General features: G+C 66.4%; 21 protein-coding genes. 15 read left to right on the top strand and 6 right to left on the bottom strand.

Annotated features, from left to right (window positions below; all coding sequences use genetic code 11):
* The first annotated feature begins 20 nt into the window (after positions 1-20).
* Complete coding sequence (locus ACZ46K_RS29095; protein ID WP_054810672.1) at positions 21-1238, top strand: aminotransferase class I/II-fold pyridoxal phosphate-dependent enzyme; 1218 nt, start codon at positions 21-23, stop codon at positions 1236-1238.
* 6 nt (positions 1239-1244) lie between these two features.
* On the opposite strand, the gene ACZ46K_RS29090 is transcribed toward ACZ46K_RS29095, so the two are convergent.
* Positions 1245-2828, bottom strand: a complete 1584-nt coding sequence (locus ACZ46K_RS29090; RefSeq protein WP_464746175.1) for a GMC oxidoreductase — start codon at positions 2826-2828, stop codon at positions 1245-1247.
* Positions 2829-3013: 185 nt separating this feature from the next.
* On the opposite strand from ACZ46K_RS29090, the gene ACZ46K_RS29085 reads away from it, so the two are divergent.
* From ACZ46K_RS29085 to ACZ46K_RS29055, 7 genes are read left to right on the top strand one after another with little or no spacing between them, the layout of a single operon-like run.
* Positions 3014-3625 (top strand): TetR/AcrR family transcriptional regulator, encoded by a 612-nt coding sequence (locus ACZ46K_RS29085; protein ID WP_054807714.1) that lies wholly within the window; start codon positions 3014-3016, stop codon positions 3623-3625.
* A gap of 31 nt (positions 3626-3656) precedes the next feature.
* On the top strand, positions 3657-5078 hold the full coding sequence (gene purB / locus ACZ46K_RS29080) for an adenylosuccinate lyase (protein WP_464746173.1): 1422 nt from the start codon (positions 3657-3659) through the stop codon (positions 5076-5078).
* A gap of 60 nt (positions 5079-5138) precedes the next feature.
* Positions 5139-5756 (top strand): TetR/AcrR family transcriptional regulator, encoded by a 618-nt coding sequence (locus tag ACZ46K_RS29075; protein ID WP_464746171.1) that lies wholly within the window; start codon positions 5139-5141, stop codon positions 5754-5756.
* Positions 5757-5780: 24 nt separating this feature from the next.
* Positions 5781-6209: an HIT family protein gene (locus ACZ46K_RS29070; protein WP_054810993.1), complete on the top strand. Its 429-nt coding sequence runs from the start codon at positions 5781-5783 to the stop codon at positions 6207-6209.
* Between the two features lie 4 nt (positions 6210-6213).
* Positions 6214-7806 carry an L-lactate permease gene (locus ACZ46K_RS29065; RefSeq protein ID WP_464746169.1) on the top strand — a complete coding sequence of 531 codons (1593 nt, stop codon included), beginning with the start codon at positions 6214-6216 and terminating at the stop codon, positions 7804-7806.
* 36 nt (positions 7807-7842) lie between these two features.
* A complete protein-coding gene (locus ACZ46K_RS29060; RefSeq protein WP_054807495.1) occupies positions 7843-8862 on the top strand; it encodes a Dyp-type peroxidase in 1020 nt (339 codons plus the stop codon).
* Positions 8859-9662: a family 1 encapsulin nanocompartment shell protein gene (locus ACZ46K_RS29055; RefSeq protein WP_464746166.1), complete on the top strand. Its 804-nt coding sequence runs from the start codon at positions 8859-8861 to the stop codon at positions 9660-9662. Before ACZ46K_RS29060 ends, ACZ46K_RS29055 begins: the two co-directional genes overlap by 4 nt.
* A gap of 48 nt (positions 9663-9710) precedes the next feature.
* Here the strand turns inward: ACZ46K_RS29055 and ACZ46K_RS29050 are convergent, their stop codons facing one another.
* From ACZ46K_RS29050 to ACZ46K_RS29040, 3 genes are all read right to left on the bottom strand, one after another.
* A complete protein-coding gene (locus ACZ46K_RS29050; protein ID WP_464746164.1) occupies positions 9711-10205 on the bottom strand; it encodes a MarR family winged helix-turn-helix transcriptional regulator in 495 nt (164 codons plus the stop codon).
* Positions 10206-10453: 248 nt separating this feature from the next.
* Complete coding sequence (locus tag ACZ46K_RS29045) at positions 10454-11212, bottom strand: cutinase family protein (RefSeq protein ID WP_464746162.1); 759 nt, start codon at positions 11210-11212, stop codon at positions 10454-10456.
* A 105-nt stretch (positions 11213-11317) separates the two neighbouring features.
* A complete protein-coding gene (locus tag ACZ46K_RS29040) occupies positions 11318-11986 on the bottom strand; it encodes an alpha-ketoglutarate-dependent dioxygenase AlkB family protein (RefSeq protein ID WP_464746160.1) in 669 nt (222 codons plus the stop codon).
* 72 nt (positions 11987-12058) lie between these two features.
* On the opposite strand from ACZ46K_RS29040, the gene ACZ46K_RS29035 reads away from it, so the two are divergent.
* The 7 genes from ACZ46K_RS29035 to ACZ46K_RS29005 all read left to right on the top strand — a co-directional run bounded on the left by ACZ46K_RS29035 (position 12059) and on the right by ACZ46K_RS29005 (position 18283).
* Positions 12059-12739 (top strand): TetR family transcriptional regulator, encoded by a 681-nt coding sequence (locus tag ACZ46K_RS29035; RefSeq protein ID WP_054811042.1) that lies wholly within the window; start codon positions 12059-12061, stop codon positions 12737-12739.
* 36 nt (positions 12740-12775) lie between these two features.
* A complete protein-coding gene (locus ACZ46K_RS29030; RefSeq protein WP_464746158.1) occupies positions 12776-13279 on the top strand; it encodes a hypothetical protein in 504 nt (167 codons plus the stop codon).
* A 114-nt stretch (positions 13280-13393) separates the two neighbouring features.
* Complete coding sequence (locus ACZ46K_RS29025) at positions 13394-14212, top strand: SDR family oxidoreductase (RefSeq protein WP_464746156.1); 819 nt, start codon at positions 13394-13396, stop codon at positions 14210-14212.
* 21 nt (positions 14213-14233) lie between these two features.
* The gene (locus ACZ46K_RS29020; RefSeq protein ID WP_464746154.1) at positions 14234-15457 is read left to right on the top strand and encodes an acyl-CoA dehydrogenase family protein; all 1224 of its coding nucleotides are present in this window, start codon (positions 14234-14236) and stop codon (positions 15455-15457) included.
* Entirely contained in the window at positions 15454-16236 is a 783-nt protein-coding gene (locus tag ACZ46K_RS29015) for an SDR family oxidoreductase (RefSeq protein WP_054806219.1), read from the top strand. Before ACZ46K_RS29020 ends, ACZ46K_RS29015 begins: the two co-directional genes overlap by 4 nt.
* Entirely contained in the window at positions 16229-17263 is a 1035-nt protein-coding gene (locus tag ACZ46K_RS29010) for a phosphotransferase family protein (RefSeq protein ID WP_054810104.1), read from the top strand. Before ACZ46K_RS29015 ends, ACZ46K_RS29010 begins: the two co-directional genes overlap by 8 nt.
* A 36-nt stretch (positions 17264-17299) precedes the next feature.
* On the top strand, positions 17300-18283 hold the full coding sequence (locus tag ACZ46K_RS29005; RefSeq protein ID WP_054806220.1) for an NADPH:quinone oxidoreductase family protein: 984 nt from the start codon (positions 17300-17302) through the stop codon (positions 18281-18283).
* A 76-nt stretch (positions 18284-18359) separates the two neighbouring features.
* Here ACZ46K_RS29005 and ACZ46K_RS29000 read toward each other — a convergent pair whose 3' ends face one another.
* Both ACZ46K_RS29000 and ACZ46K_RS28995 read right to left on the bottom strand, forming a co-directional pair.
* A complete protein-coding gene (locus ACZ46K_RS29000; RefSeq protein WP_464746151.1) occupies positions 18360-19796 on the bottom strand; it encodes an MFS transporter in 1437 nt (478 codons plus the stop codon).
* Positions 19797-19899: 103 nt separating this feature from the next.
* A complete protein-coding gene (locus tag ACZ46K_RS28995; protein WP_054806221.1) occupies positions 19900-20535 on the bottom strand; it encodes a TetR/AcrR family transcriptional regulator in 636 nt (211 codons plus the stop codon).
* Positions 20536-20616: the final 81 nt, after the last annotated feature.

The raw sequence follows: 20616 nt of genomic DNA, 5'->3' as shown, positions 1-20616 counted from the left end.
GGACGACTACCGTCGACGTCGTGCGCACTGAATCCCGACGCTCCCGAATCGAGACGTTCCACGTCATGGACGTGTGGAAGGCGGCCGCCGAGCGGCAACGCACCCACGGTGACGTGTTGAGCCTGGCTGCAGGACAGCCGTCGACACCGGCACCCGCCCCGGTGTTGCGCGCGACCCGGCACGCCGTCGACACCGAACTCCTCGGCTACACCGAGACCTTCGGGATCCTCCCGCTGCGCGAAGCGATCGCCGAGTACCACCGTGACCAGTACGGACTCGATGTCGATGCCGACGACGTTGTGGTCACCACCGGGTCGTCGGGTGCCTTCACCCTGCTGTTCCTCGCCGCGTTCGACCCGGGCGACACCGTGGTCGTCGCGCGTCCCGGATACCCGGCCTACCGCAACACGCTCGCCGCGCTCGGCTGCAACGTCGTCGAACTCGATTGCGGTCCCGACACCCGTTATCAGCCCACCGTTGCCATGCTCGAGGCGCTCGACACCCCGCCGGCCGGATTGGTGGTCGCGAGCCCGGCCAACCCGACCGGCACCATGATCGAACCGGACGAACTCGCCGCGCTGGCCCGCTGGTGCGACGATCACGGTGCGCTGCTGATCTCCGACGAGATCTACCACGGCATCGAATTCGGCACCCTGACCTCATCTGGAACAGCGGCGGCTTCGCCGGGGACATCGGCGGCTTCGCCTGGGACGTCGACGTCCTGGGCGACGTCGAGGGAGTCGGTTGTCATCGGGTCGGTGTCGAAATACTTCTCGATGACGGGGTGGCGACTCGGGTGGATGCTCGTGCCGGAATCTCTGCGACCGGCCCTGCAACGCCTGGCGTCGAACATGACGGTGTGCCCGCCGTCGATCTCGCAGTTCGCGGCGATCGAGGCATTCAGCGCCGAATCGCGCACCGAACTCGACGGACATGTCGCCCGATACGCCGCCAACCGTGAACTGTTGTTGTCCGGACTACCGGATCTCGGGATCACGAAGCTGGCGCCGGCCGACGGCGCGTTCTACGTGTACGCCGACATCGCCCACCTGCGGGGCGACGAGACGTCGACCGCGTGGTGTTCCCGACTGCTGCACGACACGGGTCTGGCGCTCGCACCCGGCATCGACTTCGACACCGTCCGAGGTGATGAGACGGTGCGCCTGTCGTTCGCCGGATCGACCGCGGACGTGTCGGCGGCGCTGGACCGGCTCGCCGGATGGCTGCCGGTGCGCTGAGCGCGTCTACGTGCCCGACGCGATGATCTGCGCGATGTTGCGTTCCGCGAGTGCGGCGATGGTGAGCGACGGATTGGCCGTGCCGGTGCTGCCGGGGATCAGGGAGCCGTCGACGACGTACAGGCCGGGGTGGCCGTGCACTCGGCCGTAACCGTCTGTCGCGTCGCCCATCACCACGCCACCGAGGGGGTGCGCGGTGAACGATGCGTTGACGTCCGCGGCCATCGGCTCGGCGCCGGGCACGGTGCCACCCGCCTCGGCCATCTTGTTGTGCACGGCGCGGAGTGCGTCCACGCTCGCGCGTTCGCCACCCGCCGGCCAGTTCACCACCCCGCGATCGGCGTTCGCGTCGTAGACGATCTCGGCGCGCGTCGGGTCGAGGGTCATGCCGAGTGACGCGAGCATGCCGACGTCCTTCGCGGTGCCCGCGACGAACCAGTTCTCGAGGCTCAACGGAAGGCCTGATTCGTCGACCACGCGGGAGGCCGCAGGCGAGCCCTGGTCGCCGCCGAAACCGTCGGTGAGGGCCACCGAGCGGACGAGCACTGCGTCGCCGTTCGTTCCCCAGCCGCGACCGACGTGCTCATTGAGATTTCCGAGCGAGCCCGTGTGACGTGCTTTGACCAACAGTTCCGTTGTCCCGATGGAGCCTGCGCCCAGCACCAGCCTGTCGCAGGTCAGTGTCGAGGTACTCAGGATTTCCCCGGTGGGGTCGACGGCCTGCACCTCCACCACATAGCGGCCGCCGGGTTCCTGCCCGACCGACAGCACCCGGTGCGCGTGGCACACCTGGGCGCGACCGGTGGCCTCCGCGGCGGGAATGTAGTTCTGGGTCAGGTCGAATTTCGCGCCGTCGGAGTTGCCGAGGTTCGTTTCGCCGGCCACCGCCGAGCGGCGCACCGACCCCGCGAGTTCGGCGCGGACGATGTCCCAGTCCCAGATGCCGTCGATGCGGTGTGGCGTGTAGCCGGCTTTGATGGCGTCGTCGTCCCAGCGTCGCGAATGCGTGAACTCGGCGGCGTTGTAGATGTCGTCGGGCATCGTGTCGAGTCGCAGCATCGACCGCACCTTGGGGTACCACATCGAGTTCATCTCGTCGTAGCTCAGCCGGTCGCCGAACACCTGCTCGAAGAAGTGCTGTTCGGGGGCGATCATCACGCCCGTGAACACGATCGAGCCACCACCGACGGCGGCGCCGCGCCACACCGACATGTTCGGGTAGTCGGTCACGTCGAGCACACCCGCGAAGTCGTCGCACACGACGGGAACTCCGGTGGGGCCGGTGAACGAGGTGCGGTGGTAGTAGCCACGCCCGTCGGCGAGCAGATCGGTCGTGAAGATCTCCCGCTGCGGGTCGCGCGGCCAGCGCATGCCGCGTTCGAGCACGGTCACCTGCGCGCCGGATTCCGCGAGCCGCAGCGCGGCGACACTCGCGCCGAATCCGGAACCCACCACGATGACATCCGAATGGGCCGGTGGCGTGGGGGGAGCAGTGAACAGTTCAGGGACGAGGCGACGGTATTCGTCGACGCCGACGGGCAGCGCCGACGCGACCGGAAGCCGGGTGCCGGGCACACCCACGGACGCCACGGCTGCACCCAATGCCGATGCCTGTATGAACCGACGACGCTTCATCCTGGATTCGCTCCGATCGTGTAGATACGACCGGGGGCGCGACAGCCGAGCCCCCATGCTGCGACAGCGCGCCAATCGTACCGGGTGGTCTCTGGTCCGTTCGCCCCTGGTAGAGGCGGTCGGGCTGTCACGATGACTAGGTGTCGATTGCTGCGACTCCGAAAGGCGAGCGGCGCCGTCAGGCGCTGGTCGAGGCTGCAGCCGATCTCATTCTCGAAGGTGGAATCGACGCGGTTCGGCACCGGTCCGTTGCGACCCGCGCCGGCCTGCCGCTGGCGTCCACGACGTACTACTTCGATTCGCTCGACGACCTCGTGAGCTGTGCCGTGCACTTCAACAGCGTGCGAGAACTCGACGAGATGGGCGACTGGGTGCGCGAGGTCCCGCAATCGTCGCGCGCCGTCGACTCCACCGCCGATCTGATCGTCGACCTGCTCATCGGCCCGCGCGCCATCGGGCCCGCAGACCGGGAACGCCTCATCTCGCGATACGAGCGTTATGTCGCAACCGCACGTCACCCCGAGTTGCGCGACGTACAGCTGGAGATGCGTGAACAGCTCGACGAGTTGCTCACCGAACTTCTCCACCGATGCGGGCGGAACGTGCACACGAATCAGCTGCGTCGGCTCGTCGCGGTAGTCGATGGCGCCGTGCTCGGTGGTCTCGGAGAGCTCGATCCCGACCCGAGAGCGCTGGCACGAGCGATCTTGATCGACGTCATGGAGACCGTCGCACCGCCAGCCGATGAATGATCGCGGGCTCGGGTCCGTAAACTGTTGCTCCGTGAGCAACATCCCGAACGTCCTCGCCACCCGGTACGCCAGCCCCGAATTGCGGCAGTTGTGGTCGCCGGAGCACAAGATCGTGCTCGAGCGCCAGTTGTGGCTCGCGGTGCTCCGTGCCCAGGCCGAGCTCGGGATCGATGTGCCGGCGGAAGCGGTCGCCGATTACGAGCGTGTCCTCGATCAGGTAGACCTCGACTCCATCGCCGCTCGCGAGCGGGTCACCCGTCACGACGTGAAGGCTCGCATCGAGGAGTTCAACGCCCTCGCCGGTCACGAGCACGTGCACAAGGGCATGACCAGCCGCGACCTGACAGAGAACGTCGAACAGCTGCAGATCCTGCGGTCGCTCGAGCACGTGCACGCGCACGGTGTGGCGGTCGCTGCCCGTCTCGCCGAGCGCGCCGCGGAGTACTCGTCGCTGGTGATGGCCGGACGCTCGCACAACGTCGCCGCGCAGGCCACGACGCTCGGGAAGCGGTTCGCATCGGCAGCCGACGAACTCCTCATCGCTCTACAGCGCGTGCGCGAACTGATCGACCGGTACCCGCTGCGCGGGGTCAAGGGCCCGATGGGTACCGCCCAGGACATGCTCGACCTGCTCGGTGGCGACGCCGACAAGCTCGAACAGCTGGAAGCGAAGGTCGCCGAGCACCTCGGCTTCTCCCACGTGCTGACGAGCGTCGGTCAGGTGTACCCGCGTTCGCTCGACCACGACGTGCTGTCCGCGCTCGTGCAGGTCGGTGCGGGTCCGTCGTCCTTCGCGCACACCGTCCGACTCATGGCCGGACACGAGCTGGTCACCGAGGGGTTCCAGCCGGGTCAGGTCGGATCGTCGGCCATGCCGCACAAGATGAACACCCGCTCGTGCGAGCGCGTCAACGGGCTGCAGGTGGTGCTGCGCGGCTACGCCTCGATGGCTGCCGAACTCGCCGGTGCCCAGTGGAACGAAGGCGACGTGTTCTGCTCGGTCGTGCGCCGTGTCGCGCTGCCGGACGCGTTCTTCGCAATCGACGGGCAGATGGAGACCTTCCTGACCGTGCTCGCGGAGTTCGGCGCGTACCCGGCGGTGATCGAGAAGGAACTCGTCCGTTATCTGCCGTTCCTGGCGACCACCAAGGTGCTCATGGCTGCGGTGCGCGCGGGTGTGGGTCGGGAGACCGCCCACGAGGCGATCAAGGAACACGCTGTGTCTGTGGCGCTGGCGATGCGTGAGCAGGGCCGCGAACCCGACCTGCTCGACCGCCTCGCGGCCGACGAGCGGTTGCCGCTCGACCGCGCAGGGCTCGACGCCGCGTTGGCCGACCGGTCGGTGTTCGTCGGTGCTGCCGAGGCACAGACCGCACGGGTGGTTTGCGCCGTGGAGGATCTGGTAACGCAATACCCGGAGGCGGCGACGTACTCGCCGGCTCCGATCCTGTAGATACAGGAGACGGCTACCAGGGGAGTTCGATGGGGGTAGCTGCACACAACAGGGGAGACAATGGCTTCGGAGAAGTTGGAAAACAACGGTCGGATCAGGGACGCGGCGCGCACACGCACCGCGCTTCTCGACGCCGCGCTCGAGGTGTTCCTCAGGGACGGGTATGCGGAGGCTGCGACCGAAGAGATCGTGGCTGTGGCGGGGGTGACCCGGGGCGCGCTCTACCACCACTTCGCGAACAAGCGTGAGCTGTTTCGGGGTGTGATCGAGCGTATCCAGAGGGAGGCAGAGGAAACGCTGGTTCCTGCCGAACCGTTCGACGATCAGTGGGAAGCGTTCACCGTCGCGGTACTGGCTTCGCTCGACGCGGTCTACGACCAGGCGACGCGCCGCCTGTTGCTGATCGAGGCACCGGCGGTGCTCGGATGGGCCGAGGTACGGGAGACCCACCGCGGTTCGACGTTGCGCAGCGTCGAACTGATGCTGCAGTCGTTCCGTCCCGACGGGGCGGAAAATTCGATTCGTGAATCGGTGCTCGCTCATCTGGTCGTTGCTGCCGTCGAGGAAGCGATGCTGTACCTCGCGCACAGCGACGATCCGCAGCGCGATCGAAACATCGTGGAGGCCGAATTGCTGAAGGTGCTCGGTGCTGCTCGACGGCCGGCCGTCGAAGCGTAGTCCCCGAGTGAGATCCTTAGCGCCGTGAACGACTGTATTTTCTGTGCGATCGTGGCCGGTGCAGCACCGGCCAGTGTGGTACTCGACGAACCCGAGGTCCTCGCGTTCATGGACATCCGCCCCTTCACTCCGGGGCATCTGCTCCTCGTACCCAAGCGGCACGCGTCCGGTCTTGCGCAGCTCGAGCCGGATGACGGGTCCGCGGTGTTCGAGGCGGGTCGACGCATCGCCACGGCCCTGCGGGCGAGTTCCCTGCCGATCGACGGCGTGAACCTCATGCTGGCCGACGGCGTGGCCGCAGGCCAGGAAGTGTTCCACGTGCACCTGCACCTCGTTCCGCGCACGAGCGGCGACGGGTTCGGGATCCGCGCTCGGCCGCAGTCACCGAACCGCACGGTGCTCGACGGCACTGCCGACGCGATTCGATCCGCTCTGACGGCACCGGAGGAGTGAGTTCGTGACGTACGTGCAACCGATCGCGCCTATCGGTGAATCGATCGCGTGGTCTGCCCTGGTCGCTGTACTGCCGCTGCTGACGATGCTCGTGATGCTGGCCGTGTTCCGGGTCAAGTCCGCTCTTGCTGCGGCGGTCGCGGTGGTCGTGGCAATCGTGCTGGCCGCGACTGTCTACGGGATGCCGTTGGCGTCAGCGATCAGCTCCGGCATCGAGGGTGCCGCGTTCGGCGTGTTCCCGATCATGTGGACCGTCGTGAGCGCGGTGTTCGTCTACCGGCTGACAGTGGAGTCGGGCCATTTCGACGTGCTGACCCGTGCGTTCGCGCGGATATCACCGGACCATCGCATCCTCACGATCGTCATTGCCTTCCTGTTCGGGGCGCTCCTCGAGGCCGTCGCCGGCTTCGGAACACCGATCGTCGTCGCCACGGTGGTGCTGATCGGTGCGGGCCTGCAACCCGTCCGCGCTGCGGCCGCGGCGTTGATCGCCAACGCAGTAGGGACACCTCTCGGCGTGATGGGCACCCCGATCCTGACGATGTCGAAGGTGTCGGAGATCCCGGTCGAGGAGATCGGACCGGTGGTTGCGAGTCAGGTATTCCTGCTGGCGGTGTTCGTTCCGTTGGTGCTCGTCGCGGTCGTCGGCGGCGCGCGTGGGGTTCGGCAGACGTGGCCGGCGGCGGTCGCGGTCGGTATCGCCTTTGCCACCGCACAGTTCTTGTGCGCGAGTTACTTCGTGGTGGGGTTGAGCAACATCGCGGGTGCCGCCGCCGGGCTGGCGGCCTTGTTGGTCGTGCTGCGGTTCTGGTCGCCGCGCGCCGGGGAGGCACCCGCCGCGCCGCAGCACGAACCCGACAGCACCCGCCGTGTCGTCGAAGCCTTCGCGCCGTACGCGCTGATCGTCGTCGTGTTCCTGGTGAGCCGCATCGGCCCCGTCGCGTCGGTGTTGTCGGGCGCGACGTTCTCGTTCACATGGCCGGGGCTCGACGTGGAGAGCGCGGCCGGCGGAGTTCCCGCGGCCGAGACGTTCACTCTGAATCTGCTGACGGCGCCGGGCACGATCGTGTTCGTTGCGGCGCTGTTGTCCATCGCACTGCTGCGTGTCGAGGCGGGTGATGCACTGCGTTGTTTCATCGCTGCGGTCGTGCAGTTGAAGTGGTCGTTCGCGACGGTGACGTCCGTCGTCGCGTTGGCGTATGTGATGAACCTGTCGGGTCAGACGGCGACGATCGGCCAGTTCCTTGCGGGTGCGGGTGCTGCGTTCGCCCTGCTCTCGCCGGTCCTGGGATGGCTCGGTGTCGTGGTGACCGGATCGAACACCGCCTCGAATGCGATGTTCGGAAGTCTGCAGGTCTCGGCCGCGCAGCAGGCGGGCCTCGACCCGACCGTCCTAGTGGCAGGCAACATGACCGGTGGAACGGCCGGAACACCGATCGCGCTGCAGAACCTTGCCCTCGTGTCGTCGGTCGAGGGTCTGGCGGGCAGGGACGGATTGCTGCTTCGTCGACTCCTCCCCGTCAGTCTCGCGGCGCTCGCCGTGTACGCGGTGGTGGTGTGGTTGCAGACCACATCGGTGCTGTCATGGATGGTCTAGCACCCACTCGGTGTCTCGGTCCATTACGGTGATCTTGTGGCTGGCTCGCAACCGATAGTGACGCCCCTGACAGAGGCGGCGATCTTCCTTGTCGTGACGGTGGACGACGGAGGTGAACCCGCGGTCCGGGATCTGCTCGGCGACCTCGCAGGCCTGCGTCGTGCCGTCGGATTCCGCATCCCCGAGGGTGGGCTCTCGGTCGTCGTGGGGATCGGATCGGCGTTGTGGGACCGATTGTTCTCCGGGTCGCGCCCCGCCGAACTCCACGAATTCATACCGTTGGACGGCGACACACACCACGCGCCCGCCACCCCGGGCGACCTCCTGTTCCACGTGCGGGCGTCGACGATGGACCTGTGCTTCGAACTCGTGGCGAAGGTCAACGATCGCTTGCGTGGTGTCGCGAAGGTCGTCGACGAAACCCACGGCTTCCGCTACTTCGACCGCCGCGACCTCCTGGGGTTCGTCGACGGCACCGAGAACCCCGAGGACGACGACGCCGTTGCCGCAGTTCTGGTCGGTGACGGCGACCCGGACTTCGCCGACGGCAGTTATGTGATCGTGCAGAAGTACCTGCACGATCTCGAGACGTGGAATGCGCTGTCGGTCGAAGAGCAGGAACGTGCGATCGGTCGTACCAAGCTCGACGACATCGAACTCGACGACGAGGTCAAACCCTCCAATTCGCACGTCGCGCTCAACACGATCGTCGACGAGAACGGCGTCGAGCGGGAGATCCTACGGGCGAACATGCCGTTCGGGAACTTCGGTGCCGACGAGTTCGGCACATTCTTCATCGGTTATTCCGGCACACCCGACGTGACCGAACAGATGCTGCGCAACATGTTCCTCGGCAACCCACCCGGAAATCACGACCGGATCCTGGATTTCTCCACGGCGGTCACGGGCACGTTGTTCTTCTGCCCATCCATGGAATTTCTCGACGATCTTCCTCCTGCCCGGGAGGACCTCGATGTCGCCACCGGATCGAATGCACCGACCGCCGGAGACGGATCCCTCGGAATCGGCCCTCTCAGAAGGAGTTCAACGCTGTGAACAACTTGTATCGCGAACTTGCCCCGATCACGGACGCGGCGTGGGCCGAGATAGAGGAAGAGGCCGGCCGCACGTTCAAACGGCATGTCGCCGGTCGCACCGTCGTGGACTTCTCCGGTCCGCACGGCACCGATTTCGCGGCGGTCGGTCTCGGCCGTACCAGCGAGATCGATGCGCCGGCAGACGGGGTGCGGGCGCGGCAGCACCGTGTGGCGTCCGTCGTCGAACTGCGTGTGTCGTTCACGCTCTCGCGTGAGGAGCTCGACAATGTCGAGCGCGGCGCCCACGACGTCGATCTCGACGCCGTGAAGGACGCTGCCAAGAAGATCGCGTTCGCGGAGGACCGCGCGATCTTCGAAGGCTACGCGGCCGCGGGGATCGAGGGCATTCGTGCGTCGTCGACGAACGCTCCACTGCACCTGCCCGAGGATCCGCGCGACATTCCGGAGACCATCAGCCTGGCACTGTCGGAGCTGCGCCTCGCCGGTGTGGGTGGCCCGTACTCGGTGCTGCTGAGTGCCGATGCGTTCACCAAGGTCAGCGAGACCTCCGACCACGGCTACCCCATCCGCGAGCAGATCCGTCGCCTCATCGACGGCGACATCATCTGGGCGCCGGCGATCGACGGCGCGTTCGTCATGACCACCCGCGGAGGCGACTACGACCTACAGGTCGGCCAGGACCTGTCGATCGGTTACCTGTCGCACGACGCCGACAGCGTGCAGTTGTACTTCCAGGAGACCCTGACGTTCCTCGTGTACACGGGCGAGGCCTCGGTCGCCCTGCTCCCGCAGAGCTGAAGCTCCGGCCGGCCCGGCGGGGCGAACACCTGCCGGTCCGGGCGTCTGTCAGGGCTGCGTCTGCTGGTGGGGCGCCGTCCGGTTCAGAGCGGCGACGTTGATGCGCGTGAGCACCCGGTGTAGTTCCTCGAGCTCCGAGATGTCCACGCCGAGTGCAGCAACGACCTGTCCTGGCACGGATTCGGCGGCGTTCCGCAGGTCGCGACCGGCGTCCGTCAAATCGACGTCGAGTCGCCGTTCGTCGACAGAGCTTCGGGCGCGGGTGATCAGTCCGAGCGTCTCGAGTCGCTTGAGCAGTGGAGACAGTGTCGGTGAGTCGAGTTGAAGGAGTGCGCCGATGTCCTTGACCGCCAGCGGCGCCTGCTCCCACAGTGCCAGCATGACGAGGTACTGAGGGTGAGTCAGTCCCAGTGGTTCGAGGATCGGCCGGTAGACCGCGAGCACCGCGCGGTTCGCCACCGATAGTGCGAAACACACCTGACGGTCGAGGGCGAGGGGGTCGTCGTCGAATGAGGCCTGTGAAGGGGGGATGCCGACGCTCATGCGACCACAGTACCGAATCGATCGTGCATCAATGGATCGTGGGCGATTCGGTTCGTCTCCGATCTGCTTCATGGCTGATGTACCCGGTCGTAGTACGCCGGAACATCGCTCGCGACGCCCACGTCCGGAAGTTCAGGTCTACCGGCGCATCGAGCCACCGCTGTGCCTGCGCTCGCAACACCGGAGCGGGAGGGAGGAGTCGGACCCGCCCGTCTGTGCAGTAGTGGCCTGAAACGAGTGGTCGGATTTCAGGGCTGGTAGTCGGGGTATTTCGTGTGGAGTTCCAGATAGCCCGTGACGTTGTCCCGGAGCCAGTCCTCGCCGTCGCCGGGGGTGCGTCCGTCGCACACCGCGTCGCCTTCGATGCAGACTCGCTGGACGGCGATGGCGCCGAAGTCGTGTCGCCCGCCGCCGAGCGTGACGCCGGGAACGACCGGGCCCGGGAAGAGGGTTTCGACGCCGCGGGTGTCGCGCGGGTCCGAGTAGAGGATGCCGCTGATCCGGTCGGGTGGGACGGATCCGTCGGCCGCGATCTCGGCGAGGACGTCGCCGGCGATCGAGGCGCCCTGTGAGTAGCCGACGATCAACAGATCGGTGTCGGGGCAGGTGCTGTGTCGAGCGGTGATGGTCTCGCGGAGTCGCTGGTGACCGATCTGCTTGGATCTGTCGTAGGCGATGGCGCCGTCGTCGTCGATGCCGTCGCCGTCGTCGCTGGAGCCGGTACCGGGCATCGGTACGACCACCGCCGGGTAGCGGATGTGTTCGACGACAGTGCCGGGTTCCTCGTAGCGCGCGGAGATCTCGGCGAGCGGCGACTCCGGGTCGATCGAGTCCGGAGTGCTGAAGCCCTTGGTGCCGTCGACCGCGAGGACATAGCGGTCGGGGCAGGGGCGCACCTCGTCTGCAGTAGCAGTGGGCGCGGTGGCCAGCGCAGTCCCTGCGGTGGTGATCAGGCCGGCGGCGAACAGGCTGAGAACGCGGGTGTATGTGCGAGTGGTCCGGGGCATGCGCAGTTCTCCTGGTAGGCCCCCGACAGGCGATGATCGAACTCGATACTAGCGAATGCCCGGCCGGTCCGGGTGTCTATTTTGTCGCGTTCGTAGTGAAGGTGATCACACCGAGTCCGGTGGTAGTCCGGTCATCCGGAGGGTGAGGTTGAGCCGCCCCCGAGTCATTCCGAGATCGGGCGGGCAGGTATCCGGAAATACCGACGGCACACCGTGATACGCAAATCTGGACGGCCCCCCGAACACGAAGAGATCCCCGGACTCGAGCCGTATGTCGGTGTAGGGCCGGCCTCGGGTCTCGCAGTTTCCGAATCGGAAGACGCATGCGTCGCCGAGGCTCAGCGACACGATCGGTTCGGCGATGCGTTCGTCCTTGTCCTGGTGCATCCCCATCCGGGCGTCGGCGTCGTAGAAATTGATCAGGGCGGTGTCCGGCTCGTAATCGTCGGCCGGGTAGGAGTACGCGTCGGCGACCGCTCGTCGGCCGAGATCGGCGAGCCAGCGGGGGAGGGGTGCGACGGGCGCGTCGTCGACGTCCACCGCCCGGCGCGTGTAGCGGTACGGTGACCAGTGCCATCCCAGGCAGACCGTCTGCACCGACATGACCCCACCTCCGGGGAGTGCGGTGTGTCGCATGGGGGCCGGGCCTCGTGCCCACTCGCGGCACGCGTGGACCATCCGGCGCTGCATGTCGTGGTCCAGCCAGGCGGGCACGTGCACCGCCCCGGGCGCGACCTCGCGACGTGCGCGGGGAAGCGGTAGCGGTTCGTTCACGGTCGAGGCTCCTCGATGCGATCGGCGTCCAGGGTGGTCGGCGGTCACGTGCCGATCACGTATAAATACAGAATGCCGAGCTCCGACACCGACGACACCTTCGACGATTCTCCTCCGTCGATGGCGCCGTCGTCGTTGCTACGGGACCTGCCGGTCACCGAGCGTGGGTTGCGGACGCGGTCGTCGTTGATCGCCGCTGCTCGGACGGTGTTCGAGAGCACCGGTTATCTCGATACCCGGCTCGTCGACATCACGAAGCGTGCGAAGTGTTCGGCCGGCACGTTCTACACGTACTTCTCGAGTAAGGAAGAGATCTTCGCGGCGGTGCTGGAACTGGCGCAGGAGGACATGCTGCATCCGGGCATGCCGCGCGTGGCAGACGAGGACGATCCGGCCGCGGTCGTGGAGGCGAGCAACCGGGCGTATCTCGAGGCGTATCGGCGCAACGCAAAGCTGATGGGGCTGCTCGAGCAGGTCTCGCACATCGATCCGGTCATCCGCGAACTGCGTCAGAAGCGGGGCGACGCCTTCATTCGCCGCAACGCCCGCAGCATCGCGCATCTCCAGGACCGCGGTCTGGCCGATCGCGAAGTCGACGCGTTGCTGGCGTCGAGGGCGCTGTCGGGCATGATCAGCCGGCTTGCCTTCTCGCACTTCGTCGTCAACGAGGACGAGTCCGTGGACATGGACGCGCTCGTGTACACCGCGACCCGGCTGTGGGTCAATGCGCTGCGGATCCCGCAGGGAACCTGACACGTCCCGGGTGCTCGGTCGTCGTACGATGCGGGCATGACGACGACTCGTATCGCCGCCCTCTCTCTCCTTACAGCCGCGGCCTGCGTTGCCTGTAGCCAGCAAGAAGTTACCGTGACCCGCAACGGCACCACCGTCTCGACGGTGGCAGATCCCGACGCGGCGGAGGGTATCGACCCGTGTGCCGCACTATCCCGCGAGACTCTCGACCTGTTGGGAGCGGGGGAGGCGATGCCGCGTGAGTTGTCGGCCGAGCCGGGATGCGAGTGGTCCGGGGTGAACTCGTACATCACGCCCTCGGCGACGTTGTGGGTGTCCGGGAGATCCGAGCCCGAGAATGTCTGGGAGTCCACGACCGTCGCGGGTGTCGAGGTCGAGATCTGGACCCTCACCCCGGAGATGGGTAGATACATCGCCCGTTTCGACGACCTCACGTTGTCGCTGAACTATCTGCGCGCACGAAGTGAGGTTCCCGCCGGTGAGGCCTTGGACCTGCTGATGGCCGACGTGCTTCGCGCGTACGGACGCGCCGAGACGTAGGAGTCCTCCGCGGGTCGTGCGGCATTGCGGACCCGCGCAACCAGACAGTTGAAGTTGACGCCGCATTCAACTTATAGTGCGGAGGACGAGGAGCACGGCTGCCGGGAGGACATTGTGGACGTTGCAGGGAAAGTGGCCATCGTGACCGGCGGGGGGAGCGGGATCGGTGACGCCCTCGCCGCTCGCCTCGCACACGCAGGGGCCCGGGTCGTGGTGGTCGACCTCGACGCCTCCGCCGCTGAGGAGACGGTCGCGCGCATCCTGGCGGAGTGCCCCGACAGTGCCGTCGCCGCCGGTGCCGATGCATCCGACGCCGCCGCGATCGCGCAGGTCATCGAGATCGCCGAAGCCCGCTTCGGGCCGGTCGATCTGTACTTCGCGAACGCCGGAATCACCGGCATGCACGGACTCGACCTCGACGACGACCAGTGGGAGAACGTCTTCGACGTCAACCTCCGGGCGCACATCCGCGCCGCGAAACTCCTCGTCCCGGGGTGGATGGAACGCGGCGAAGGGTACTTCGTGAGCACCGCGTCGGCCGCAGGCCTCCTCACCCAGATCGGAGCGGCAGGATATTCCGTCACCAAGCACGCCGCCGTCGGCTTCGCTGAATGGCTGTCGGTGACCTACGGCGACCGGGGTGTGCGCGTCAGCTGCATCTGCCCGATGGGTGTGAACACGCCACTGCTGTACGCGGGCAGCAACTCCGGCGAGTCGCTCGGCGACCTCGGAACCCGCGCCGTGACGTCCTCCGCTGCCGTGCTCGAACCCGCAGACGTCGCCGAGATCGTGCTCGACGGCGTCCGGGAAGAGCGTTTCCTGATCCTCCCGCACCCGGAGGTACTCCAGATGTACCGGAACAAGGGTGCCGATTACGACCGGTGGCTGCGCGGAATGCGCCGCTACCAGCGGTCTCTGATGTCCGAGTCCTGACCACTCTTCGAGGAGCTTGTCGTGTCTTTGTTCGATCTGTCGCCGCGCGCCGAAAAATATCGGGCGGACCTGCTGGCATTCATGGATTCCCACGTCTACCCGGCCGAGGCCGTTTACCACCGTCAGATGGAGGAAGCCGGCGACCCGCACTTCCACCCGCCCATCATGGAGGACCTCAAGGCGGAAGCGCGTTCGCGCGGGCTGTGGAATCTCTTCCATCCGCATCCGGAGTGGGGCCCGGGACTCACCAACCTCGAGTACGCCCCCCTCGCCGAGATCATGGGCCGGAGCCCGCTGGCGTCGGAGGCCTGCAACTGCGCTGCCCCGGACACCGGGAACATGGAGGTGTTCACGCTCTTCGGCACCGACGAACACAAAGAGAAGTACCTGAAGCCGTTGCTCGACGGCACGATTCGCTCGGCCTTCGCGATGACCGAACCGGATGTCGCGAGTTCGGACGCCACCAACATCGAGATGTCGATGGTCCGCGACGGCGACGACTACGTCCTGAACGGTCGCAAGTGGTTCGCGTCCAACGCGATGCACAAGAATTGCAGGGTCCTCATCGTGATGGGTAAGACCGATCCCGCGGCGGCTCCCCACCGGCAGCAGTCGATGATGGTCGTCCCCATCGACGCCCCCGGTGTCACCGTGGTGCGCAACCTCCCTGTCTTCGGCTACCACGACCGCGAAGGCCACGCCGAGATCCTGTTCGAGGACGTGCGGGTGCCGTCGAAGGACGTCCTGAAGGGGGAGGGCGAAGGTTTCGCCATCAGCCAGGCGCGTCTGGGCCCCGGTCGAATCCACCACTGCATGCGGGCGATCGGTGTGTCCGAACGCGCCCTGGAACTGCTGTGCCGCCGTGCGCAATCACGCGTCACGTTCGGCAAGCCCGTCGCCGACAACGCCAACATCCAGGACTGGATTGCCGAGGCGCGCATCGAGATCGAGATGATCCGCCTCCTCACCCTCAAGACCGCGTACCTGATGGATACCGTCGGCAACAAGGAAGCGCGCACCGAGATCGCGGCGATCAAGGTTGCGGGACCGAACATCGCGCTCAAGATCGTCGATCGTGCGATCCAGGTCCACGGCGGCGGTGGTGTCACCGACGATTTCCCGCTCGCCATGGCGTACGCGCACCTGCGCACACTGCGCCTGGCCGACGGCCCCGACGAGGTCCACAAGCGCGCGATCGCGAAGCAGGAACTGCGCAAGTACCGAGACCTGCGGCCCACCTCATGACGGGGTTCGACCTGACGGGCAGGACCGCGATCGTCACCGGCGCCTCCCGCGGCATCGGATTGGAGACCGCCCGCGCCCTGGCACAGGCGGGAGCGAACGTCGTCGTGACCTCGCGCAGCCAGGAATCGGCGGATGCCGCCGCAGCCGACATCGGCCCGGATGCGCTCGGTGTGGGTGCACATTCTGTCGACGAGGAGGCTGCGCGTCGATGCATCGACCTGGCCCTCGAGAAGTTCGGGAGCATCGACATCCTCGTCAACAACGCCGGGACCAACCCGTCGTACGGCCCGCTGATCGAGCAGGACCATGCGCGGTTCGCGAAGACCTTCGACGTGAACGTGTGGGGTCCGGTGCTGTGGTCGTCGTTGGTGGTGAAGGCGTGGATGGGTGATCACGGCGGCAGCATCGTCAACACCGCGTCGATCGGCGGTATGAAGTTCGAAGCGAACATCGGTGTGTACAACGCGTCGAAGGCAGCACTGATCCACCTCACCAAACAGCTCGCGCTCGAGCTGTCGCCGATGGTCCGTGTCAACGCCGTTGCACCCGGTGTCGTGAGGACCAAGCTGGCAGAAGCGCTGTGGAAGGACCACGAACCGCGGGTCGCGGCGTCCACGCCGCTCGGGCGCATCGGTGAACCCGTCGATGTCGCGTCCGCCGTGCACTATCTCGTATCGGACGCGGCGCAGTGGATCACCGGTGAGGTGATGGTGATCGACGGTGGCCGGTTGCTCGGCAACGCGCAGTCGTTCCGGCAGGGAGGTGCGCGCGATGTCTGAGGCCGCGGTGGTGGGGATCGATACCGACGCAGTCACGGCGTGGGTCGCGGGCATCATGCCGGAACTCACGGGACCACTGACGTTCGAGCGGATCGGGCTGGGACAATCCAACCTGACCTATTTGATCGGTGAGGCATCCGGCCGACGATGGGTGCTGCGCCGACCGCCACTGGGCACGTTGCTCGCGTCCGCGCACGATGTTGCGCGGGAAGCCCGGATCCTCTCGGCCCTCGAACACTCCGCCGTACCCGTACCCCGGGTGCTTGCGGTGACAGACGACCCGTCGGTCACCGACGCGCCACTCGTCCTCATGGAATTCGTCGACGGGCTCGTCGTCGACCGGATGACCGTGGCCGAGGAACTCACACCCGGGCATCGACGCGCGATCGGGATCCGACTGCCGCGGACGCTCGCGGCGATCCATGCCGTGGACCTCGCCGAAGTGGGATTGGCGGATCTCGCGAGCCACAAGCCCTACGCCCAGCGGCAGCTCACCCGGTGGTCGGGGCAGTGGGAACGCTCGAAGACGCGAGAGATACCCGATCTCGACGACCTCACCCGACGGTTGTCCGCCAACATCCCGGAGCAGCGGGAAGTGACACTCGTGCACGGCGACTTCCATTTGCGAAACCTCATCACCGCACCGGACGACGGTCAGGTGCGAGCTGTCCTCGACTGGGAATTGTCCACACTCGGAGAACCCCTGGCAGACATGGGAAGCACGCTCGCGTATTGGAGCGAACCGGGTGAGCGCACCGCGGGAGACTTCCCGGCAACCCAGCTCGACGGCTTTCCGAACCGGTCCGAACTCGTGGAGATGTACCTCGCCGAGACCGGTCGCGACCCTGCCGCACTGAAGTTCTGGCATGCGCTCGGGTTGTGGAAGGTGGCCATCATCGCCGAGGGCGTGATGAGACGGGCACTCGACGACCCGCGCAACAAGGCAGCCGCGAGCACCCCGACCGTGGAGCGCATCGACGCACTCGTCGACGCCGCCCGGGCGGTCGCGGCCGATGCCGGAATCTGACCGACCGACAACCACCGAACTGAAGGTTGTGATTGCGTGAAAGCATGGCGTGTACACGAACTCGGTGAGCCGCGAGATGTGCTCCGGTTCGAGGAGATCGACGACCCGACGGCCGGTCCCGGACAGTTGCTCGTCCGAACACTCGCGGCACCGGCAAACTTCCCCGACGTGCTGCTGTGCCGGGGAAAATATCAGGTCAGGCCTCCGCTGCCGTTTACTCCGGGAGTCGAACTGTGCGGCGAAGTGATCTCCGTCGGGGAGAACGTCACCCGTTTCTCTGTGGGCGACCGGGTCATCGGGAATCCGAATCTGCCGCTCGGTGCGTTCGCTGAGCGCACCGTGATGGACGAGGTGAACGCATTCCCTGCACCCGCATCGCTCGACGATGCGTCGGCGTCGGCGTTGTTCATCGGATATCAGACCGCGTGGTTCGCGTTGCACCGCAGAACACGCCTGCTCGAGGGCGAGACGCTGCTCGTGCACGCTGCAGCGGGAGGTGTGGGCAGCGCCGCGGTGCAACTCGGCAAGGCCGCCGGTGCCCGCGTGATCGGCGTGGTGGGTGGATCCGAGAAGGCCGAATACTGCAGGAGGCTCGGCGCTGATCTGGTGATCGACCGGCACACCGACGATTTCGTGCCGCTGGTCAAGGAATTCACCGGAGGCAAGGGCGCCGACGTCGTGTTCGATCCCGTGGGTGGCGATGCCTACACCGGATCGACGAAGTGCATCGCGTTCGAGGGCCGGATCGTGATCATCGGTTTCGCGGGCGGGACCATCCCCACTCCGGGGCTCAATCACGCACTGATCAAGAATTATTCGATCATCGGACTGCACTGGGGGCTCTATAAGGAGCGCAACCGCGCGGTGATCGAAGAATGCCACACCGAACTCGCGGCTCTAGCCGAGTCCGGGGCGATCGCGCCACTCGTCAGTGAGCGGTTGTCGCTGTCGGAGGTCGCCGATGGGATTGCGCGGCTCGGTGAGGGAGCGACCGTGGGCAGGGTCGTGTTCGAGCCGTAGCCGACGAAGCTGTAGCGACAACGTCGGTCGGGGTCCCACTCGTGGAGCGGGACCCCGACCGACGTTGCGGATCCCGTCAGTTCTTCTGGTATTTGATGCCGAGCGTGAGCACGATCGCGATCACACACATGACGACGAGCATCGCGCAGACCGCGCCGAGTGCGGCCACTGTCGGGGTCGATGTTCCGGGCACGATCAGAGAAGCAAGCAGGACCGTCGTGATGGACGTGCCAACCGCCATGGCTGCGGTGCGCACGACCGACTGGCTTCCGGTGATCTCGCTGGTGTTGTGCTCGGGGACGAACTCGACCAGCAGGTTCGGCAGAGCTGTATATGCGAATGCCGTCGCGATGGACACGGTGACAACCAGTGCGGTCATGCCGACCACGGAGCCGCGGAAGACGAAGAACGCGGCACACGCGATCATGAACAGAGTGGTACCGAGCAGCAACGATGCCCGCGCGCCGACTGCCGCAGAGATCTTGCCGGCGACCGGGGTGAACACCATGCCGATCATCGCGCCGACGAACGAGAGCATCCCGGCGTGGGTGGCCGACAGGCCGAGTCCGAACGGCGCGGTGGTCGGGGTCTGCATGATGATCGGGATGAGCATCGTCGTCACGCCGATCGGGCCGATGCCGAGCGCGATCGTAGCGAGCATGGTGAAGGCGACGTTGCGTTCGGCGAGCAGGCGAAGGTTGATGATCGGGGACTTGCGGCCCAGTTCCCAGCGCACCCACCAGGTGAAGATCGCGATACCGACCACGAGGAGGCCGAGTACACGAGTATCGCCCCAGCCCCAGGACTTGCCCTGGGTGAGGGCCAGCAGGATGGCGGTCACCGAGATCGCGAGGCCGATCGCACCGACGAAGTCGACCTGCTGACGTTCGGTGTCGCGATGGCGCCACGGCAGCACGGCTTCGACGAGGACGACGCACCCGATGGCATAGACGGCGGTGACGACGAACATGTACCGCCAGTCGCCGAGATCGATGAGCACGCCTGCCACCAGGAGCGAGGCGGCACCGGCGGCGACCGCGGATCCGGAGATCAACGCGATGGCCATCGGCACCTTCTTCGCCGGGAGGTGTTCACGGGCGAGTCCGATACACAGTGGCAGGATCGCACCCGCGACACCTTGGATCGCGCGTCCGATGATGATCGCCCACAGCGAGCCGAAGGCCATGCTGATGATCGATCCGACCGCTGCGCAGACCAGGACGACGATCAGGACGCGTTCTCGGCCGTACATGTCGCCGAGGCGTCCGCACACGGCAGCCGAAGCTGCGGCAACCAGCAGGAACGACGTCACGGTCCATCCGACAGCGGACGAGTCCGTCGAGAACACCTGAGTGAAGGTCGGAAGAGCGGCGTACATCATCGACGTCTCGAACGCGCTGATGACTTCCACCGCGATCAGCACGGCCACGATCAACCAGACCGGCCTGGTCCGTTCGTACCGCCGTTGTGCGCGTGTCGACCGGGGCCGATCGGGTAGGACCGATGTACTCATACGAGCTCCTGAATTCCGTGAGGCTTCGAGGGAGCACGGTATGGTTGTGCGCGCGGTCACATCGGCCGGATACCGCTGAGTGAGACCTTCGGCCGAGCCGAGCTCACCCCTGTGTCCGCGACTCTTCTGACGCAGTGATCGCCCGGGTCAGTGAGGCTGCAGCGAACTCTGTCAACTCTGTGTGGTCGAGGTCAGTGGCCCAATTGTGGACGATGGTGTCGGCCACGCCCTGAAGGACGGACAGGACGAAGGGGAGCATGGACGGGTCGTCCCGTAGGGCGCGGCCTTCGGATGCGGCGGCCTCCGTGAGTGCGGCATGGAGCTCGCTGTTGTACTCCCGAGCGGTCCGCCGCACCTCGCGGACCGATTCGCGTTCGGCGCGCTCGTCGCCTTCGATGTCGCGCCAGGTGGCGGTGAAGCGGCCGACTCGACCCCACTGTCGGGTGGACTCGGGGATCACCGCGGCAAGTAGCGCCGCGACTCCCTGGTCGCGGGGGAGGGCTGCCACGAACGACCGGGACTCGATCTGACTCTCGTTGAGTAACGAGGTGAAGATGTCCTGCTTGTCGGTGAAGTACTGATAGATCAGCCCGACGCTGGTTCCGGAGCGTTTCGCGACCGAGCGGATCGTGAGTGCGGAGTACCCGCCTTCGTCGAGCAAGGCCGCGGCCGCATCGAGTGTGCGGCGACGCCGGGCCCCTGCGTCTCCGTAGATCGATTTGTTGCTCGATTCGCCCATTCATCCACCGTAGCCGGGGCCTGGTAGTTGCCGATGCCCGCACCGGCGGGCATGTTCAACTGAGATCGAACAATGTTCAAA

This window comes from Rhodococcus sp. JCM 9793 (genome assembly GCF_055380405.1).
Note: the sequence above shows the minus strand (reverse complement) of the source record. Positions and strands in the feature narration are given on the sequence as shown.

Excerpts from the sequence above, each read along its gene's own strand:
- ACZ46K_RS29075 (WP_464746171.1), top strand. The coding sequence starts at position 5,139 with ATGGCTTCGGAGAAGTTGGAAAACAACGGTCGGATCAGGGACGCGGCG.
- ACZ46K_RS29050 (WP_464746164.1), bottom strand. The coding sequence starts at position 10,205 with ATGAGCGTCGGCATCCCCCCTTCACAGGCCTCATTCGACGACGACCCC.
- ACZ46K_RS29045 (WP_464746162.1), bottom strand. The coding sequence starts at position 11,212 with ATGCCCCGGACCACTCGCACATACACCCGCGTTCTCAGCCTGTTCGCC.
- ACZ46K_RS29035 (WP_054811042.1), top strand. The coding sequence starts at position 12,059 with ATGCCGAGCTCCGACACCGACGACACCTTCGACGATTCTCCTCCGTCG.
- ACZ46K_RS29030 (WP_464746158.1), top strand. The coding sequence starts at position 12,776 with ATGACGACGACTCGTATCGCCGCCCTCTCTCTCCTTACAGCCGCGGCC.
- ACZ46K_RS29015 (WP_054806219.1), top strand. The coding sequence starts at position 15,454 with ATGACGGGGTTCGACCTGACGGGCAGGACCGCGATCGTCACCGGCGCC.
- ACZ46K_RS29010 (WP_054810104.1), top strand. The coding sequence starts at position 16,229 with ATGTCTGAGGCCGCGGTGGTGGGGATCGATACCGACGCAGTCACGGCG.
- ACZ46K_RS29000 (WP_464746151.1), bottom strand. The coding sequence starts at position 19,796 with ATGAGTACATCGGTCCTACCCGATCGGCCCCGGTCGACACGCGCACAA.
- ACZ46K_RS28995 (WP_054806221.1), bottom strand. The coding sequence starts at position 20,535 with ATGGGCGAATCGAGCAACAAATCGATCTACGGAGACGCAGGGGCCCGG.